Source organism: Paenibacillus sp. FSL H7-0350 (assembly GCF_038593195.1).
Taxonomy (GTDB): Bacteria; Bacillota; Bacilli; order Paenibacillales; family Paenibacillaceae; genus Paenibacillus_AQ.
Genome location: NZ_CP151972.1, coordinates 195,813 through 214,398, shown reverse-complemented (window position 1 = coordinate 214,398; position 18,586 = coordinate 195,813). Strand labels below are relative to the sequence as shown.

Genomic DNA, 18,586 nt, shown 5'->3' with positions numbered 1-18,586 from the left:
GGCAGGTGCCCGGATGTGCCTGTTCAGTCAATTAAATCCCCCTGGAAAATTTGTTCCTGCTGCAAATACCCGCGCAGCGGCGCAACATCCGCCGAGGTCCAGAAGGAAGCCTCCCGCAGCAGCTCAGCAGCATCATCGCGTGCCAGCTCCAGCGTCTCGAAGTCAGCGGTCATATCCGCCAGCCGGAATTCAGGCAGGCCGCTCTGCTTCGTCCCGAAGAAATCCCCCGGTCCGCGCAGCTCCAGATCCCGCCGTGATACCTCGAACCCGTCATCCGTATCTGTCATTGCAGTCATCCGCTCGCGCCCGATCTCCGACTTCGGATCAGCCATCAGCACACAGTAGGAAGCATGCTCCCCTCTGCCGACCCGGCCGCGCAGCTGATGCAGCTGAGACAGCCCAAAGCGGTCAGCATCCATGATAATCATCAGCGTGGCATTCGGGACATCGACACCAACCTCTACGACCGTTGTAGACACCAGAAGCTGCAATTCGTTACTGTAGAAGTTCCGCATTACCTCGTCCTTCTCCGACGGCGTCATTCTCCCGTGAAGCAAACCCACCTTATAATCCGGAAAAGCCTGCGACATCTGCACATGCAGATCAATCGCATTCTGCACATCCAGCTTCTCTGACTCCTCAATCAGCGGACAGATCAGGTAGGCTTGCCGCCCCTGCTCAATCTCGCGGCTGATCAGGTTCATCACCCGCTCCAGCAGATCCGGCTTCACCCAGTAGGTGGTAATCGGCACACGGCCCTTCGGCCGTTCAGATAACGTAGACACATCCATATCGCCAAAGACGGTGATCGCCAGCGTCCGCGGGATCGGAGTGGCGGTCATCGTCAGCACATCCGGGTTGTAGCCCTTGCGCCGCAGGACACTGCGCTGGTTCACCCCGAAGCGGTGCTGCTCATCCGTAACCACAAGCCCCAGGCTGCGGAAGAAGACATCCTCCTGGATCAGCGCATGGGTTCCGACAACCACATCTAGCACTCCCATCTGTAGAGAGGCCAGCAGATCCTTCCGTTTGCGGCCGGTTACGCTGCCGGTCAGCAGGCCCACAGTAATGCCGAACGGCTCGAACATCCTCGTGAGCGAGCGCATATGCTGCTCTGCCAGGATTTCAGTCGGCACCATTAGCGCACCTTGAAATCCGGATCTTACAGTCGCGTAGAGCGCTATGGCCGCGAGTACGGTTTTGCCGGAGCCCACATCGCCTTGAAGCAGCCGGTTCATACAATACCCTGAACGCATATCCTGCAGAATCTCCAGCTCCACATGCTTCTGGGCATCGGTCAGCTCAAACGGCAGGCTGCGCACGAATTGCCTTACCGTTGCGTTGTCCACCGTATGAACCACACCATCCATCCGGCCACGGTTCAGCACGCGGAAGGCTTGTACCTTAAGCTGGAAGAGGAACAACTCCTCATACACCATCCGGCGCCTTCCCTGCTGGCCCTCGCGCGTATCTTCCGGCTGATGAATTGTGGCAATGGCCCGCTTGCGTGACATGAAGTCATATTTGCGCATAATGCTGTGCGGCAGAATCTCCGGGATCAGGTCTCCGTACTGCTGCAGAGCCTGGCCGATAATTCTGCGGATCCAGGACTGCGTAATCTTGCCTCCGATTGAGTATACCGGCTGTAGAGTACCTGTCTTGCCTTCTCCGCGGTCCGGGAATTCATAGTTGGTCACCGTAATCTGATTGCGCTTCTGGTCCCACTTCCCCGTCAGCACCACTTCACGGCCGACCGTCAATTGTTCACGCGCATAATGCTGGTTGAACCATGTCGCGGTGAACATCCACGGCTCTGCCACCATCTTGCAGCTCATACGGGATTTGCCCCCGAAGCGCTGCAACACCGGAATGCCGATAACCTTGGCCACCACGGTCGCCTTATCTCCGTGCTTGACCTCACTGAGTGATTTCGGACGGAAATCCTCATACCGGAAAGGGTAATACTCCAGCAGATCCTTCACTGTAAAGACGCCAAAGGCGTGAAGCTCGCTTTGCTTTTGAGCGCTCACGCCAGTTATTTGTTTCACTTCAATTGAATCCAAAGTAAGCACCATGTTCATCCCCTATACTTAGGCGGGCCAGATGAATACGGCTAAGGTCCCGTTCCCGACATGGCTGCCCACAACCGGGCCCACATTGGTCAGAACCTTCTCTTTCAAGGTGAAATGTCCGGCTAATTCCCGCAGGAACTCTTCGCCGGAAGCCGGTTCAGCCGTATGACCCACGGCCACATGTATTGTATTCACACCCGGCAGATCTGCCTTGAACAGTTCGATCATGCGGGCGACTGCCTTCTTGCGCCCTCTGACCTTCTCTACCGCATAGATAATGCCTTCCGCATCAATGGAGAGGATCGGCTTGATATTGAGCAGTGTACCCAGGATAGCGGACGCTTTGCCGATTCTGCCGCCCTTTTGCAGATATTCAAGGGTATCCACGAGAAAATACAGCTTCCGGGATTGGCGCAGTCTCTCCACCTTCGCCAGAATCTCCGCAGGAGCATGTCCCTGCTCCGCCAGCCGGGCAGCTTCCACAACCATGAATCCGAAGCCGTAGGAGGCGGAGAGGCTATCCACCACAGTGATAGCTTCGCCTTCCTCTTCAAGCATGGATTTGGCCATGACAGCAGACTGGTAGGTTCCACTTAAGCCGGAGGATATGTGGAAGGACAGGATTGAACTGCCCGGATTCTTCTCCTGTATACTACGGTATACATTCATATATTCTACAGGAGAAGGCTGCGAAGTGGTCGGCAGCTGTGTCGAGCGGGGAAGACGCTCGTAGAACTGTTCCGGAGTCATATCCACATTATCCCGAAATGCCTCTTCGCCGAACATCAGCGTCAGCGGAACCACTTCAATGCCGTATTGCTCCGCCAGAGCAGGCGGGATATCGGATGTACTGTCGGTAACGATTACGGTACGACTCATAATGTTCCTCCCCATACTATAATTTGGCTGCTCCACTCTGCTTGCCTTGAGAACTTAAGCGATTCTATGACTCGACTGAGAAAAGATAATAATACAGCGGCTGGCCGCCTTCATGAATCTCAACCTCAACCTGCGGATACGTCTCTTCCAGCCAGCTGCCGAGGGCATCCGTAATGTCTGCCTCAGTGTCTGCACCAGTGAGTACAGTAACGATCTCGTCACCATTGACCAGCATGCTGGACAGCAGCTCCTTGCTGACCGTGAGCAAATCATCGGCAGCAGCAACAATCTTAGAGCTCTCGATGCCGATATACTGACCGGATTTGATCTCCAGATTCTCCATCACAGTATCACGTACAGCATTGGTGATCTGTCCGGATTTGACCTGGGCAATCGCCTCCAGCATATTGCTGGTGTTAGTATCTACCGCATCCTCTTCCTGGAAGGCAAAGGCTGCCGAGATTCCCTGGGGAATACTCTTGCTCGGAATCACCGTAATCTCACGTTCGCCCTCCAGCAGCTCCTTGGCCTGCTGCGCAGCCAGGACGATATTGGAGTTATTCGGCAGAATGTAGATATGCTTCGCAGAAATCGAAGAGATCGCATTCACGAAATCCTCTGTACTCGGATTCATCGTCTGGCCGCCGGCCAGGATCGCATCGACACCCAGGCTGCGGAAAATATCCGAGATTCCATCTCCTGAGGAGACCGCTATGAAGCCGTACGGCGCCAGATCATCCGCAGGAGGAACCGCCGGCGCCTGCACGCTGGCCTTCTCTTCCGGGATATCAGCGAAGACATCCGGCATCGGTGCGATGTCCATACCGGCAGTCAACAGATCGCGGTGCTGCTCACGCATGTTAAGGATGTGAATCTGGGTAATCTCCCCGTGGACGAGCGCCAGGTTAAGCACCTCTCCGGGAGTCTTGGAATGCACATGAACCTTGATCGTCTCATCATCCGAAATAACGATGATCGAATCCCCGTTAACTGATAACGCTTTCCGAAAAGCTTCCTCATCAAAATCCGCTTTCACGGATGCGCCAAGCTGGCGGTTAATGAAAAATTCCATATCATATAAAAATTCAATGTCTTCCGTATGGAGCTGTGATTGCGCGGAAGACTGTACGGAGGACAACAAATGCTCAGGTTTGGTCAACACCGGTGCCGGCACGGATACAGGGGCCGCAGCTTGTCCTTGCACAGGAGTCTGTACAGATGCTGAGACTGCTCCGCTGGTCAGATGCTGGTGGAAGCCTTCATAGATGTAGACCAGGCCCTGGCCCCCCGAATCCACCACGCCCACCTGCTTCAGCACAGGCAACAGCTCAGGCGTATGCGCCAAGGCTTCCTTGGCTTTGGCCAGGACTTCGGTCATCAGCTCGGTAATATCCGTTGTGCGGCGTGCATAATACACTGCATGCCTTGCAGCTTCCTTGGCAACCGTCAGAATGGTGCCTTCAACCGGCTTCACCACTGCCTTATAGGCGGTATCTACCCCGGTCTGCAGCGCTGCAGCGAACTGCTGTGTGTTAAGCTCATCATATTGGGCCGCATAACGTCCAAGACCTCTGAACAGCTGTGACAAAATAACGCCGGAGTTCCCCCGCGCGCCCATCAATAGTCCCTTCGACAGCACTCCCGCACATTGACCGACAGAGGCCGTGTTGTTTCTCTTCAATTCGTTCGCGCCTGCGGTCATGGTCAGATTCATGTTCGTGCCCGTATCGCCATCCGGCACCGGAAACACATTCAATGAATTGACATGCTCGGCATGCTGCTGCAGCATTTCCGCACCGGCTAGTACCATTGCGGTAAAATCTGTCCCGTTTATAGAACGCTTACTCAATGAGAATTCCCCTTCCTAACTTCATGCCTAATCAATTCGATGATCAACTGGACATAATGCACTAATTTATATTGTACTATAAGAGTCTACAGAAATAAATGTTTTTGAATCGGTTGACGAAGCAATTTTTGCTGTGATATGATATTCAAGTATTGTTTTACGCAGGTGTAAGTAACAAGGAGGTGTAATCTATGTCCCGCACATGTACAGTAACAGGCAAGAAACCGGGCAGCGGTAACCACGTGTCTCACGCTAACAACCGCAACCGTCGCTCTTGGGGAGTTAACGTTCAGAAGGTTCGTATCTTGGTGAACGGCAAACCGAAACGCGTGTACGTCAGCACCCGTGCTTTGAAATCCGGTAAAGTTGAACGCGTCTAGTTTCCGATCATTCCCGGGCCTAGCGATATCTCATACCAAGTAGAAACGGACATGCCGTTCTTTCATAGACGGTATCCGTTTCAGCGAGAATAGAAGAGATATTATATTTGTAGCAAAAAGCACCCTTTACATTCGTAAGGTGCTTTTTTTCATATTTACTTGTCTTCTTTAACTTAACTCTTCTGAAACGTGTTCAAAATCGCTTTAACAAAACCTCCCAAAAATCTTGGCAGCTTGAACGTATAAAATTTCATAATTAACCCTCCCATCAATTCATGCCATGCAGTAGGAGACGATCCTGTCTAGATGAAAAATGTACCATCGATTGCAGACCTCCGCAAAAAAGGCTACATGAGATTTCTGCTCATGTAACCATATTTATGCGACCACAACTTGGCCTATACCTTCCGTATGTGAATCAAGCAGATTGAGGGTTAATTCGTTCATTAGTTAATGGGCATCATTGCCTATTGCCGGACTGCCCTGTCCGCCGCCTCACGTATGGCCTTGATCGCTCCTGTGCGGTCGCTGCGGCCGAACACTGCATTACCTGCCACAAGCACATCCGCCCCCGCTTCAGCTACAAGCGGTGCCGTAGCTTCGGCTACTCCGCCGTCTACCTCGATATACAGACCCTTGTGATGGATCTCTTCCGCCCACTTCCGGAGCTGCGTAATCTTATGCAGTGTGCGCGGAATGAAGGCCTGCCCGCCGAAGCCCGGATTGACGGTCATTACAAGCACCATATCCACATCCTCCAGGACCTCACGCACCGCCGCAGCCGGTGTAGCCGGATTAATGGCCACCCCTGCCATCAGGCCGAGCTCCTTGATTTGATGGATTACACGGTGCAGATGCACGCAGGCTTCGAAGTGAACCGTAATCACAGAAGCGCCTGCAGCGGCAAAATCAGCGATATAGCGTTCCGGGTTCTCAATCATTAAATGTACATCCAGAGGTAAAGAAGTATGGGCTCTCACCGCGGACACAATCGCGGGACCCAGCGTAATATTCGGCACAAAATGTCCGTCCATCACATCTACATGAATCCAGTCCGCACCGCTGGCTTCCGCTTCGGCCACCTCTGCGCCAAGCGCTGCGAAATCTGCTGACAATATGGAAGGAGCAATTTTTACCATGAGTTTAGTACCTCCGCTTTTTATCTTTCATTTCATTAAAGAACAGCTTGTAATGCTCGTAACGGCTATCTGCAATATCCCCGGACTTCCAGGCTTCTATCACCTTACAGCCCGGTTCGTGCAGATGGCTGCAGCCGCGGAATTTGCAGTTCTCCGCATAAGAGGCGAACTCCCGGAAGCACACAGACAGCTCATCCACACCCAGCTCCAGAAAATCCAGCTGGCTGAAGCCCGGAGTGTCGGCCACAAATCCGCTATTACCTATATCCATCAGCTCTACATGGCGTGTAGTGTGACGCCCGCGTCCGAGACGGAGACTGATCTCCCCTGTCTCCAGTGCCAGTCCCGGCACAAGCCGGTTAAGCAGGGTGGACTTCCCTACGCCCGACTGTCCTGAGAAGACGCTGATGATACCTCCCAGACGCTGCCGCAGCTCATCCGCACCTGATCCGTTCAGTGAGCTTGTGACCATGACCTCGTAACCAATCTGCTCATATAGAGCTTTGACGGCCTCCGTAGCCTGTCCTTCATCATCAGCCAGATCCTGCTTCGTGAGCACAATCAGCGTCTCCAGGCCTGAATGCTCGATATGAACCAGGAACTTGTCCAGCAGATTAAGATTCATATCCGGCTCCCGAACGGAGAACAACAGCACCGCCAGCTTCACGTTAGCCACCTGCGGGCGGATCAGCTCCGATTCACGGGGAAGCAGCTCATCTACCATGCCCTCTCCGTTCTCGGTCAGCACATAGATCACCCGGTCACCGACCAGCGGGGCAATTCCTTTCTTCTTCAGAATGCCGCGCCCCCTGCACTGTACCGCCTCTTCCTCAGTTACGATCTGTTGATTTCTGAGCGGCTTAACATAGTAATATCCGCTTAACGCTTTAATTATGATTCCTTCAGGCATACATGGTGGGCCTTCCTCTCCTGTATATTGCGCAAATGACCCAAGTGTGTAGTACCCCGGGTCATTTCGCTGCTTCAGCCCTGCCCGTATTCCCGGCAGCCTGACTGAAGCTTATCTCTGTTCTATTATTTATGTCCTTTATCTTTGCCGGGCCTGTTGTTAGGGCTGTTACCCTTACCATTACTGTTGCCATTGCTGAGGGCGGAAGCCAGCTCGTTGTTAGTCTGTCCGTTACCAGGAACATAACCCGTCTGATTGGTCCCGCCCGTCCCGTCAACTTCCCCGGTGTCTGGAGGAAGTATCTCAGGCTCTGCTGTCGGGTCAGGAGTTGGAGTCTCAGTAGGCTGGGCAGGCACGGTAGGAGCAACAGTCGGTGCAGGCGTCTGCGTCTCCACCGGAGGCGGTTCAGGCTGCTGCACAGTGTTATTCTTGACATCCACATAAGTGATCGGATAAGTCTCCAGGAACTCCCCGTCCCGGTATACGGATACCATGCCGTCTTTGTTAGGGGCAAGCAGCATGTTTACGGACAAGGTCTGGCTTTTGCCAATGGTGCGGGTACCCCACTCCTGGTTCTCGCCTCCGTTGCGTGCATCGGCAAACACAATACGGATCTTGCTCTTCTTGCCGTCTGCAGCCGGTGCTACCGGAACATTGAACGTAAATTCCAGAGCTTCCGGAGGATACCCTATGCTGATGTAGATCGTAATCTTCTCGCCTGGAGGGACCTGATCCCCTGCCTCGTAGGCCCACTGCTTCGTAACCTTACCCTTCTCGTAAGTGAAGCTCGGCTCTTCCTTGACAGCATCCAGCACCAGACCTACACTCTCCAGCGCAGCCTTGGCTTCCTTCTCCGTCTTCCCGAGGAGATCCGGCATCTGGGTGCTCTCTTTGCCTTTGCTCACGATTAGCTTGATAGTTACCGTATCTGGATCATATTCAGTGTCTGCGGCAGGCTCAGAGCTAATGACCTTACCTTTGGCAAATTCCTCACTGAAGCGTTCATCAGGAGTGATTCTGCTCTGGGCTATGCCAAGCGCAATTAACTCCTTGACCGCATCGTCATAACTCAGGCTAGAGACATCCTTAAGCTTAGGAAGAACCTTGGCGGCACTTACCGTCAGTAGAATATGAGTTCCTTCTTTGACCATCGTATTGCTCTTGTTCTGCTTCCAGACAATATTCTCTTCGAAATTAGGATTATACTCAACCAGCGCGGGCTCCTCGGCAAACAGCCCCACAGCCTCAAGCTCAGCCTTGGCCTCCTGGAAGGTCTTCCCTGTCACCGCAGGTACCGAGACTTCATCGACCGACAGCTTGGAATTGACATACCACACAATTCCGGTCATGGCGATCAGCACGACCAGCGTAAGGCTGATCCACAGCGCTGCGCGGCCCTTACGCTTCACAGCAGCAGGCGGCGGAGCTTCCTCCATACTGCGGACTCGCTCCTCTCCGCCGCCACGGCTGCTTAGACCGCGCTGTAGCGGCTTGATTGCCGGAATGATGCGTGTTCTGTCCTCATCATCATCCTCCTGGAACAGCATCTTGGCTTCGCTGCGCCGTTCAGGCAGCAGACAGGTCTCCAGATCCTGCAGCATTTGCTTGGCAGACTGGTAGCGCTCCTCCGGGTTCTTGCGCATCGACTTCAGAATTACATTCTCCACGCTCTGCGGAATCAACGGATTCAGCAGACGCGGCTCCTCGAATTCCTCCTGCAGATGCTTCAGCGCCACGCTGATCGGGCTCTCCCCTAAGAAAGGCAATACACCCGTAAGCATCTGATACAGTACAATACCCAGGGAGTACAGGTCCGACTTCTCGCCCGTAGTTACGCCCTTGGCATGCTCCGGCGAGAAATAATGCACGGAACCGACCACAGACCCCGTCTGGGTAATCGTAGTAGACGTAACCGCCCGGGCAATCCCGAAGTCGGTAACCTTAACCCGCCCGTTACGTCCAATCAGAATATTATGAGGTTTAATATCGCGGTGAATGATCTGATTCATATGCGCATGATCCAGCGCATCACATATCTGTGAGGCAATCCGCACAGATTCATCCACCTGCATCGGTGCCCGCTCTTTGATAATTTCATTCAGGTTCTTGCCTTCAATATACTCCATAACGATATAATGGACTTCATCTTCCTGGCCTACATCGTATATGCTGACTACGTTGGGATGAGATAACGATGCAGCCGATTGCGCCTCCCGCCGGAACCGGCGGATGAATTCCTCATCATGCACAAATTGATTGCGCAGTACTTTGATAGCAACATTCCGGTTAAGCAGAATATCATGGGCTCTATAGACAAGCGCCATGCCTCCTCCGCCGATCCGTTCGATGACTTGGTAACGGCCGCCCAATTCGTGACCGATCATCTTTCCCACTCCTTTGTCTCGGGCACTGCGGCCTCTCCTTGGTGTTCCAGCATAGCAACGCTTATATTATCGCTGCCGCCCGCAAGCAATGCCAGTTGAAGTAATCGCTCTGCTCTTTCTTCCAGAGATATTTCATTAATTCCGGCTACCTTGCCCAGATGCTCCAGGCTGACATAATTGCTAAGTCCATCGCTGCACAGCAGCAGGAGCTCACCAATTGCAAGCGTAACATATGCCAGATCTGCGGACACCACTGTATCCGTCCCCAGCGCCCTGGTAAGCACATTGCGGCGCGGATGATTATCCAGCTCCTCCAGACTGATCTGGCCGTTCCTGAACAGCTCATTCACCAGCGTATGGTCCTCGGTTAGCTGCCTGGCTTCACCGTCCCGGATCAGATAAGCCCTGCTGTCTCCGATATGGCCGATATAGCCTGCCGACCCTTTCAGCAGTGCAGCAACGATAGTGGTCCCCATATTATGGAGCTTCTCATCGCTCTGCGCTTCTCTGTGAACTGTGTTATTGGCTTCCATGATGGAGGCAGTCAGCGCTTCCTTCAGCTCTGCCTCAGGGAGATCAGGCTCAAGCTGGTCCAGAATTCCCCTGACCGTCTCAAGTGCAAGCCTGCTCGCGGTATCGCCAGCTAGATGTCCCCCCATTCCGTCGGCAATAATGCCGAGGGTATAACCGTGGCGCGTGGCGCCGATCCAGACTGAATCCTCATTGACGGTACGTACCCGTCCAATGTCGCTGGCTTGAACTGTTCTGATCAAATATCCTCACCCCAACTCCATATGTTTGGCGCGCAGCTGTCCGCATGCGGCCGCAATATCATGGCCCTGCTCACGGCGGATGGTAACATTCACGCCCTGATCGGCCAGTATACGCTGAAATTCAAAGATATCATTGCGGGAAGTCCGAACATACTTGCGCTCAGGCACATGATTGACCGGGATCAGATTCACATGGCATAGCATGGTCTTGAGCACCCCGGCCAACTCCTCTGCATGCTCCTTCTGATCATTGACGCCGCCGATCAAGGCATACTCGAAGCTGATCCGGCGGCCTGTCTTAGCCTGATAGTACCGCAAGGACTCGATTACATCATCGAACGGATAGCGGCGGTTCACCGGCATCAGCTTGGAACGGAGGGTATCGTTAGGAGCGTGAATCGAAATCGCCAGATTAATCTGTGTATCTTCATCAGCGAATTTGTAGATGTTCGGCACAATTCCGCTGGTGGATACAGTAATATGGCGCTGGCCAATATTCAGGCCCTTCTCATGGATCATCAGACGGAGGAATCTCATAGTTGCATCATAGTTCTCGAAGGGCTCGCCTGTCCCCATAATGACAATGCTGCTGACACGTTCGCCGCGCGCATCGAGAATCTGCTGGGAACGGACGACCTGGGCAACGATCTCCCCTGCCGTCAGATCCCGCTTGAGACCCCCAAGGGTAGATGCACAGAAGGTACATCCAATCCGGCAGCCTACCTGGGTGGTCACACACACGCTGTTGCCGTAATTATGCTTCATAATAACTGTCTCAATCGCATGATCATCATGCAGACCGAACAGGAATTTCACTGTACCGTCCTTGGACTCCAGCTTCGTAATCTCTGTGAGTGCCGAAATACTGAACTGATCTACCAGCTTGGCTCTGAGGGCCTTAGAGAGGTTGCTCATGGATTCGAAGTCATTGACCCGCTTCACATACAGCCAGTCAAAGATCTGCCCGCCGCGAAAAGCCGGCTCTCCGTTGTCCTTGGCCCATTGCTGCAACTCTTCTAAAGAAAAATCATATATTAAAGGTTTCATTGTATTTTTACACCTGTGCTTTCATAAATTATATGCGTATTGTTTCTCATTCTTCCTATTTTAACACAAAACTCAGAACCGGTAAAAGAAAAGCCCGCCGCGCGAAGGAATCTGCGGGCGGGAAGCTGTAGTCAAGAAGCACAATCGCTATATTACAAGAGTCGCTCCAGCCGGGCGATATAGAAGCCGTCGCTGCCATAATGATGCGGAAGCAGTTGTATTCCGTCACCGGCAGCAAGCGCGGTTCCTTCCAGCCGCTCCCAGACGGCTGACTTGAAGCTGACCGGTGCGAAGCCGGGATTGCGCTCCAGAAAAGCGGCAACAACCTGACTGTTCTCCGACTGCTCGGTAGTACACGTGCTGTAGACCAGCACGCCTCCCGGCTTCAGCAGCCCGGAGACCGACTGCAGCAGCTCAAGCTGTAGCGCAGCCACACTTACAATATCCTCCGGCTGCTTGCGCCATTTCAAATCAGGCTTGCGGCGTATGACCCCAAGCCCCGAGCAAGGAGCGTCCAGCAGAATCCGGTCATAGGATTCCGACTGAAGGGCTGTGCCCAGCTCCAGGGCATCCCCACTTGCAGTAGTGATACATTCCAGGCCTAGGCGTGCTGCCTGCTCGGCAATCAGCTTAGCCTTATGCTCATACAGGTCATTGGCCAGTATGGAGCCCTCGTCCTTCATCAGCTCGCCCATATGTGCACTTTTGCCGCCGGGGGCAGCGCAGCAATCCAGCACTTTCATCCCGGCTTCGGGAGCGACAACCTCGGCTACCAGCATGGAGCTCTCATCCTGAACGGACAGATAGCCGTCCCGGTACCAGGAGGTCAGCGCCAGATTGCCGCCGCCTCTGATGACCAGCCCTGCAGGGCTCACCTTCGATTCGGCGGCATCCAGACCGGCTTCCAGCAGCTCAGCCAACATGTCCTCCCGGCTAATCATCGTTGTATTGACACGGACACTGACTGCGGGCGGCTCATTATTCGCCGTACACATGGCTTCTGCTGTATCCGGACCGTATTCCGCCGACCAGCGCTTCACCATCCACAAGGGGTGGGAATGCAGGATGGATATCCGCTCTTCCCGGCTCAGCCCCTCAGGCAATACCGGCAGGTCTCCGGCCCGCAGTACACTGCGCAGCACGCCGTTGACCATTCCCGAGATGCCCTGATGGCCGCGTCTCTTGGAGATATTCACAGCCTCGTTAACGGCTGCATGCGAAGGGACCCGGTCCAGATACATGATCTGGTACAGGCTTAGCCGCAGCAGACTCCGTACCCAAGGTTCCAGCTTGGCCATCCCTTTGCTGACGAAGCTGCTGAGGACATAATCGAGGGTAATCATCCGTGAGAGGGTTCCGTACACCAGCTCTGTAACAAGTCCCGTATCCTCCCGGCTGAGGCCCGCCTTCTGGAGGCTGCTTCCCAGCAGCAGATTGCTGTAAGCGCCCTGCTGCTCTACGCGCATCAGAATATCAAGAGCAACCTCACGCGCAGAAGCCTGCACAGTGGGCTTGCCGCCCTGCCTATTCCGGCCCGCTCCGCCTGCGGTAGGCTCTGTGCCCGAAGCCGAAGACTGATTGCCAGAAGTACGCGGACGTTGTCCGCCGCCTCCCTTGCCGCCCGCGCTCAACCGAGCACCGTGCCGGGTGCAAGGGTTGCACCACGGCTGAAGTCGGCTGCGCTCATGGCTTTTTTGCCGGCAGGCTGGACGGTTGTAAGAAGGAGCGTCCCGTCGCCAGTCTTCACCTCAACGCCGCATTCGCTCACGGACAGCACGGTGCCAGGAGCCGCGCTGCCCCCCGGCTGTTCCTCCGCCTGCGGCTTCACCGCAGCCCATGTCTTGAAGGTCTCGCCATTCCACAGGGTGAACGCACCCGAGAACGGTACCAGACCGCGAATCTGATTGTAGAGATCCAGCGAGCCCCGGCTCCAGTCGATCCGTTCATCTTCCCGGCTTAGATTCGGCGCATAGGTTGCTTCACTGTCATCCTGCACGGCAGCTTCTACACGGCCGGCTGCTAGTCGCGGCATCTCTGCCTTGAGGAGATCCCGTCCGGCAACACTTAGCTTCTCAAACAATGTGCCTGAAGTATCATCATCCTCTATCGCTACCTCAACCCGTGAGATCATATCTCCGGTGTCCAATCCTTCCGCCATATACATCAGCGTCACACCGGTCACCTTCTCGCCGTTCATGATACAGCGCTGTATCGGAGCACCGCCCCGGTACTTGGGCAGAAGTGAGCCATGAACATTTACACATCCGTTCGCCGGCAGCTCAAGAACGCTCTTAGGAAGAATCTGCCCATATGCGGCGGTAACAATCAGATCCGGCTCATAGGCAGCCAGCTCTGCCACTGATTCGGGGCGGCGCAGCCGTTCAGGCTGAAGAACAGGCAGTCCCAGCTCTAGCGCAGCCACCTTCACCGGGGTTGGCGCCAGCGTCTTCTTGCGGCCTTGCGGCCGGTCCGGCTGAGTGACCACAGCCACTACCTCATAGCCCTCTTCCAGCAGCATCCGCAGGGAGGGGACCGCAAAGGCCGGTGTTCCCATGAACACTATTCTCATTTCATTCACTCCTCAGTTTCACTGCGTTCTGCTGTGTATTCATAGACCTTCTCAGCGATATCCGTGAACAGCACGCCATTCAGGTGGTCAATCTCATGCTGAAAAGCCCGGGCCAGCAGGCCGCTTCCGGTAATGGTCACTTCCTCGCCCTCGCGGTTCAGGCCGCGTACGGTCACTGTCTCCGCACGGCGGACATCCCCGTTCAAGCCGGGAATACTCAGGCAGCCTTCAGGTCCGAACTGCTCCCCGTCCATGCTGATAATCTCGGGATTGATCAGCTTGATCAATCCATGCTCCTCATCGGCATCTATTACAATCAGCCGTTTCAGAATGCCTACCTGCGGGGCTGCGAGACCAACACCTTCTGCGTCATACATCGTATCTGCCATATCATCGAGCAATTTTTGTACATTGGGGGTGACGGTGGTTACCGTCTTCGCTTTCTTGTGCAATACTTCATCCGGTTCTTTCACAATCAGCCTGATTGCCATTTACACTAACACCATCCTTGTTCTATACATATCATTAATACTTATCGATTCCTTAGGGCAAAACCGCCTTACTATTGTAACACGCCGGAGAATTACATCAACATCTGCGGATCAACATCAATGCTGATCTGCAGCCCCTTATCGCGGACGGAATCCTCCAGCTCCTCCGCCACCTGGCGGGCCAGCGCAATGGCGTCAATCGCACCGCGCCATTTGATGATGCACTGGAACCGGTAGCGGCCCTTCAGCCGGGGCAGCGGCGAGGCCACCGGTCCCAGCAGATCCAGCGCATCCGAAGAGAGCTTGTCCAGACTGCCGTACCAGCGCAGCTGTCTGGCTTTGCCCTGAATGCTGAGCGCATAGTTCTCCGCAAGCTTCAGCAGCAGCGGAAGCTGCTCATGCGACAGAGTAACCAGAATCAGACGGCAATAGGGCGGGTAATGCAGCTCTTTGCGGTGCTTCAGCTCGTCCCGGACGAATGAACGGTAATCATGCCCGCTGGCATGGATAATCGAGTAATGCTCCGGTGTATACGACTGCACCACCACCTCGCCGGGGAGCTGATGCCGCCCCGCACGGCCGGCAACCTGCGTCAAGAGCTGAAAGGTCTTCTCAGCCGCCCGGAAATCAGGAAGATTGAGCGCAGAATCCGCAGTAATGACCCCAACCAGCGTTACATCGGGGAAGTCGAGTCCTTTGGCGACCATCTGTGTGCCCAGCAGCACATCGGCCTTCTTGTCTCTGAACTGGTTCAGCAGCTTCTCATGCGAGCCCTTCTCCGTGGTCGTGTCCACATCCATACGAATAACCCGGATGCCGGGGAACAGCTTGCCCAGCTCTTCCTCTACCCGTTGTGTCCCTGTCCCGAAGAAGCGGATATGCTCACTGCCGCACTCCGGGCACAGCTTGGGCGCGGGCTCAGCATGCCCGCAGTAGTGACAGCGCAGATTGTCGCTACGGCTGTGATAGGTGAGCGAGATATCGCATTCCGGACAGCCGGCAACATAGCCGCAGCTCCGGCACATGACGAAGGTCGAGAAGCCTCTGCGGTTGAGCAGCAGCACCGTCTGTTCACCGCGCTCCAATCTGCTTACCAGAGCGGCATGCAGGCTGCGGCTGAACATGGAGCGGTTGCCTTCCTTCAGCTCTTCACGCATATCAACCACTGCCACCTGCGGCAGCTCGTTGCCGAGTGCACGGCTCGGCATTTCCAGCAGAATCGGCGAGAAGTGGATATCACTCTGCGATCTGGCGGCATGATAGCTCTCCAGTGAAGGTGTTGCAGAGCCCAGAATCACCACGGCACCGCCCTGCTCTGCCCTGCGGACAGCCACATCACGGGCATGATATTTCGGATTCTCCTCCTGCTTATAGGAGCCTTCATGCTCTTCATCCATAATAATGAGGCCCAGATTGGCAAACGGAGCGAACACGGCTGAGCGTGCTCCGACCGCAACCATTGCCTTGCCTTCGCGGATCTTGCGCCACTCGTCATAACGTTCGCCTACAGACAGCCGGCTGTGCATCACCGCCACCCCGCTGCCGAACCGGCCCTTGAACCGTTCCACCATCTGCGGAGTCAGTGCAATCTCAGGCACCAGCACCACTGCCTGCCGTCCCTGCTCGATACAGCGCTGGATCGTCTGGAGATAGATTTCCGTCTTCCCGCTGCCGGTCACCCCGTGCAGCAGGAAGACTTCATGCGTCTGCTGCTCTACAGTGCCCACAATCCGCTTGTATACAATCTCCTGCTCCGCTGTCAGCGGAAGCGGGGTACTTGGCTTAAAGTCCCGTCCCTGGTAGGGGTCACGGTAGACTTCAATTTCACTGATTTCAATATAACCCTTGTCTGCAAGTGCTTTGACCGTGCCCGCAGTAACCTGAAGGATCGCCAGAATATCCTTGAGCGGCATCGGCAGCAGGGCTTCCATATCAATGAGGTAGGAGAGCACCTCCTTCTGGCGCGCCGAACGCGCCGGGAAGCTGGAGAGCGACTCCCGGGCTGCTGACAGGCCAATAGCCAAATCAACGGCCTTGAGCTTCTTTTTGCCCATTTTATCCTTAATCGACTGGCTCTCTGCCAGTACGCCGCGCCGCACCATGAACTTAATCGTCTCTGCAGCCTCAGGGAAGGTGCGGGTCAGCAGCTTCATGGATACCTCACTGTGTCGCTTAACGAAATCAATGATCTGCTGTTCTTCGTTATCCGCCTCCAGGAAGAGCGGAAACAGCTCATCTGCGGGGGCGCTGGACGCCTCCTCTATACTCCCAAGCGAGATCAGACGCTCGGCTTTGCCCTTCAAGGCAGTCGGAAGCATCGCCTGCAGTGCGGAGATCCGTCTGCAGGCGTATCTTTGACTCATCCAATCAGCCAGCTCCACCAGCTCCGGCGACAGGGGCGGCAACAGATCCAGTACTTCTACAATCGGCTTCATCCGGGAGACACTGCCGGTCTCCCCTGATTCCAGGGACACTACGAAACCTTGGACCGTTCGGGGGCCGAACGGAACAGCCACCCGGCTGCCCACTTCAATCCACAGCTTCAGAGCATCCGGGATAATATAGTCAAACGGCCGGTCGGTGCTGCGTACAGGAACATCGACAATGACCTTGGCAATATCCATTATAGTAAAGCTCCGGCAACACGATCTGCAGCCAGCCGCAGAATCCGGCGCGCCACCTCATCCTTGGAGGCCAGCGGAAGATCAAGCACCAGACCTTCGGCATCATACACCTTGACGATGTTGGTATCCGTGCCAAAGCCCGCGCCTTCTACGGCCACATCATTGGCTACGATCAGATCAAGGTTCTTGCGGACCAGCTTATCCTTGGCATAGGCTTCGGCATTTCCAGTCTCAGCGGCAAAGCCGATCAGGAACTGCTTATCCTTGATTCTGCCCAGGCTCTCCAGAATATCAGTTGTCTTCACCAGCTCCAGCGTCATGGTGCTACCGCTCTTCTTAATCTTCGAGTCACTGCTCTCGCGTGGACGGTAATCCGCAACCGCCGCTGCTTTTACAAGAATATCGCAATCCCTCCAGCGGTCCATGACCGCATCGTGCATCTCCTGTGCTGACTGGACACGGACCAGATCGATACCGGCATCACGGGGCGGCGCCTCATCGGTACGCGCGGCAATCAGCGTCACCGCAGCACCCATGGCGCGCGCGGCGCGCGCTAGGGCGAAGCCCATTTTACCCGAGGAATCATTGGAGATATAACGGACGGGATCTATGCGTTCCACCGTACCTCCTGCGGTAATCACCACTTTTTTGCCGGCAAGCGGTCCGGAGGTCTTCTCCTTCTGCAGTACAAAAAAGTTCTCAACCACCTTCACGATCTCCTCCGGCTCCTCCAGCCGTCCCTTGCCCACATACCCGCAGGCCAGCAGCCCTTCTCCAGGCTCAATAAACTGAATACCTCTGTTATAGAGGGTATCCATATTGCTGAGGACCGCCGGATGCTGATACATATGGACATTCATCGCCGGAGCTACCATAATAGGCGCTGTTGTAGCAAGAAGCGTGGTGGACAGCATATCGTCTGCCAGCCCGTGGGCCATTTTGGCGATAATATTGGCCGTAGCCGGAGCAATCAGGACCAGGTCGGCAGCATCTGCCAGATCAATATGCGAAATCGAAGACGGGTCGCGCTCCTGGAACGTATCACTGTACACCCGCTGCTTCGACAACGACTGGAGCGTCAGCTCCGTAATGAACTGCTTGGCCGATGACGTCATAATAACATGTACCTCGGCCCCCTTCTGGGTAAGCTTGCTGGTCAGCGCCGCCGCCTTATACGCAGCAATACCGCCGGTGATTCCGAGTATAATCGACTTCCCTAGTAGGCTCTTCATTTGTGTTCTCCCCCCGCTACAGAATCTATATTAAGCTTCAATATTTCCATATAGATAGAGAAAAAAATAACAACCTTCCGGTTGTCAGGAACAGCCCGGTACGGGCTATTTTGTTTATGAGCAGCCTGCCCGGCAGAAATGGTTCTGCCGCCCTTACTGTGGCGGCACCATTTCAAGCGGGACAAGTGCGGATAGATCATGCACCCAAGCCTCTTCAGGCTTAGGCTACGGAACTGG

General features: G+C 54.8%; 15 protein-coding genes. 1 reads left to right on the top strand and 14 read right to left on the bottom strand.

What is annotated here, in order from left to right:
* Positions 1-23 precede the first annotated feature (23 nt).
* From recG to NYE24_RS01090, 3 genes are all read right to left on the bottom strand, one after another.
* Positions 24-2,075: an ATP-dependent DNA helicase RecG gene (gene recG / locus NYE24_RS01100; RefSeq protein WP_076154746.1), complete on the bottom strand. Its 2,052-nt coding sequence runs from the start codon at positions 2,073-2,075 to the stop codon at positions 24-26.
* A gap of 15 nt (positions 2,076-2,090) precedes the next feature.
* Positions 2,091-2,951 carry a DegV family protein gene (locus tag NYE24_RS01095; RefSeq protein ID WP_036694488.1) on the bottom strand — a complete coding sequence of 287 codons (861 nt, stop codon included), beginning with the start codon at positions 2,949-2,951 and terminating at the stop codon, positions 2,091-2,093.
* Between the two features lie 64 nt (positions 2,952-3,015).
* Positions 3,016-4,800 (bottom strand): DAK2 domain-containing protein, encoded by a 1,785-nt coding sequence (locus NYE24_RS01090; protein WP_036694490.1) that lies wholly within the window; start codon positions 4,798-4,800, stop codon positions 3,016-3,018.
* Positions 4,801-4,991: 191 nt separating this feature from the next.
* Here NYE24_RS01090 and rpmB point away from each other — a divergent pair, with 191 nt between their 5' ends.
* The gene (gene rpmB, locus NYE24_RS01085; protein WP_076074411.1) at positions 4,992-5,180 is read left to right on the top strand and encodes a 50S ribosomal protein L28; all 189 of its coding nucleotides are present in this window, start codon (positions 4,992-4,994) and stop codon (positions 5,178-5,180) included.
* 173 nt (positions 5,181-5,353) lie between these two features.
* Here rpmB and spoVM read toward each other — a convergent pair whose 3' ends face one another.
* From spoVM to coaBC, 11 genes are all read right to left on the bottom strand, one after another.
* Positions 5,354-5,434, bottom strand: coding sequence for a stage V sporulation protein SpoVM (spoVM, locus tag NYE24_RS01080; protein WP_020431362.1), 81 nt, complete (start codon positions 5,432-5,434; stop codon positions 5,354-5,356).
* A 213-nt stretch (positions 5,435-5,647) separates the two neighbouring features.
* Entirely contained in the window at positions 5,648-6,319 is a 672-nt protein-coding gene (gene rpe / locus NYE24_RS01075) for a ribulose-phosphate 3-epimerase (protein ID WP_342477835.1), read from the bottom strand.
* A gap of 4 nt (positions 6,320-6,323) precedes the next feature.
* Positions 6,324-7,229 (bottom strand): ribosome small subunit-dependent GTPase A, encoded by a 906-nt coding sequence (gene rsgA, locus NYE24_RS01070; RefSeq protein WP_342477834.1) that lies wholly within the window; start codon positions 7,227-7,229, stop codon positions 6,324-6,326.
* Positions 7,230-7,354: 125 nt separating this feature from the next.
* Positions 7,355-9,613 (bottom strand): Stk1 family PASTA domain-containing Ser/Thr kinase, encoded by a 2,259-nt coding sequence (gene pknB / locus NYE24_RS01065; protein WP_342477833.1) that lies wholly within the window; start codon positions 9,611-9,613, stop codon positions 7,355-7,357.
* Positions 9,610-10,386, bottom strand: a complete 777-nt coding sequence (locus NYE24_RS01060; protein WP_342477832.1) for a Stp1/IreP family PP2C-type Ser/Thr phosphatase — start codon at positions 10,384-10,386, stop codon at positions 9,610-9,612. Before NYE24_RS01060 ends, pknB begins: the two co-directional genes overlap by 4 nt.
* Before the next feature lie 6 nt (positions 10,387-10,392).
* Positions 10,393-11,433, bottom strand: a complete 1,041-nt coding sequence (rlmN, locus tag NYE24_RS01055) for a 23S rRNA (adenine(2503)-C(2))-methyltransferase RlmN (protein WP_036694503.1) — start codon at positions 11,431-11,433, stop codon at positions 10,393-10,395.
* A 152-nt stretch (positions 11,434-11,585) separates the two neighbouring features.
* The gene (gene rsmB / locus NYE24_RS01050; protein ID WP_342479180.1) at positions 11,586-12,938 is read right to left on the bottom strand and encodes a 16S rRNA (cytosine(967)-C(5))-methyltransferase RsmB; all 1,353 of its coding nucleotides are present in this window, start codon (positions 12,936-12,938) and stop codon (positions 11,586-11,588) included.
* Between the two features lie 122 nt (positions 12,939-13,060).
* Complete coding sequence (fmt, locus tag NYE24_RS01045; RefSeq protein ID WP_342477831.1) at positions 13,061-14,002, bottom strand: methionyl-tRNA formyltransferase; 942 nt, start codon at positions 14,000-14,002, stop codon at positions 13,061-13,063.
* Positions 14,003-14,007: 5 nt separating this feature from the next.
* The gene (def, locus tag NYE24_RS01040; protein ID WP_076154736.1) at positions 14,008-14,493 is read right to left on the bottom strand and encodes a peptide deformylase; all 486 of its coding nucleotides are present in this window, start codon (positions 14,491-14,493) and stop codon (positions 14,008-14,010) included.
* Positions 14,494-14,585: 92 nt separating this feature from the next.
* The gene (gene priA, locus NYE24_RS01035; RefSeq protein WP_036694510.1) at positions 14,586-17,117 is read right to left on the bottom strand and encodes a primosomal protein N'; all 2,532 of its coding nucleotides are present in this window, start codon (positions 17,115-17,117) and stop codon (positions 14,586-14,588) included.
* Positions 17,117-18,349, bottom strand: a complete 1,233-nt coding sequence (gene coaBC, locus NYE24_RS01030; protein ID WP_342477830.1) for a bifunctional phosphopantothenoylcysteine decarboxylase/phosphopantothenate--cysteine ligase CoaBC — start codon at positions 18,347-18,349, stop codon at positions 17,117-17,119. Before coaBC ends, priA begins: the two co-directional genes overlap by 1 nt.
* Between the last annotated feature and the right edge of the window lie 237 nt (positions 18,350-18,586).

Coding starts and splice junctions, on each gene's coding strand:
- rsgA (WP_342477834.1), bottom strand. CDS start 7,229: ATGCCTGAAGGAATCATAATTAAAGCGTTAAGCGGATATTACTATGTT.
- NYE24_RS01095 (WP_036694488.1), bottom strand. CDS start 2,951: ATGAGTCGTACCGTAATCGTTACCGACAGTACATCCGATATCCCGCCT.
- spoVM (WP_020431362.1), bottom strand. CDS start 5,434: ATGAAATTTTATACGTTCAAGCTGCCAAGATTTTTGGGAGGTTTTGTT.
- coaBC (WP_342477830.1), bottom strand. CDS start 18,349: ATGAAGAGCCTACTAGGGAAGTCGATTATACTCGGAATCACCGGCGGT.
- rpe (WP_342477835.1), bottom strand. CDS start 6,319: ATGGTAAAAATTGCTCCTTCCATATTGTCAGCAGATTTCGCAGCGCTT.
- rlmN (WP_036694503.1), bottom strand. CDS start 11,433: ATGAAACCTTTAATATATGATTTTTCTTTAGAAGAGTTGCAGCAATGG.
- def (WP_076154736.1), bottom strand. CDS start 14,493: ATGGCAATCAGGCTGATTGTGAAAGAACCGGATGAAGTATTGCACAAG.
- rpmB (WP_076074411.1), top strand. CDS start 4,992: ATGTCCCGCACATGTACAGTAACAGGCAAGAAACCGGGCAGCGGTAAC.
- pknB (WP_342477833.1), bottom strand. CDS start 9,613: ATGATCGGTCACGAATTGGGCGGCCGTTACCAAGTCATCGAACGGATC.
- fmt (WP_342477831.1), bottom strand. CDS start 14,002: ATGAGAATAGTGTTCATGGGAACACCGGCCTTTGCGGTCCCCTCCCTG.
- priA (WP_036694510.1), bottom strand. CDS start 17,117: ATGGATATTGCCAAGGTCATTGTCGATGTTCCTGTACGCAGCACCGAC.
- recG (WP_076154746.1), bottom strand. CDS start 2,075: ATGGTGCTTACTTTGGATTCAATTGAAGTGAAACAAATAACTGGCGTG.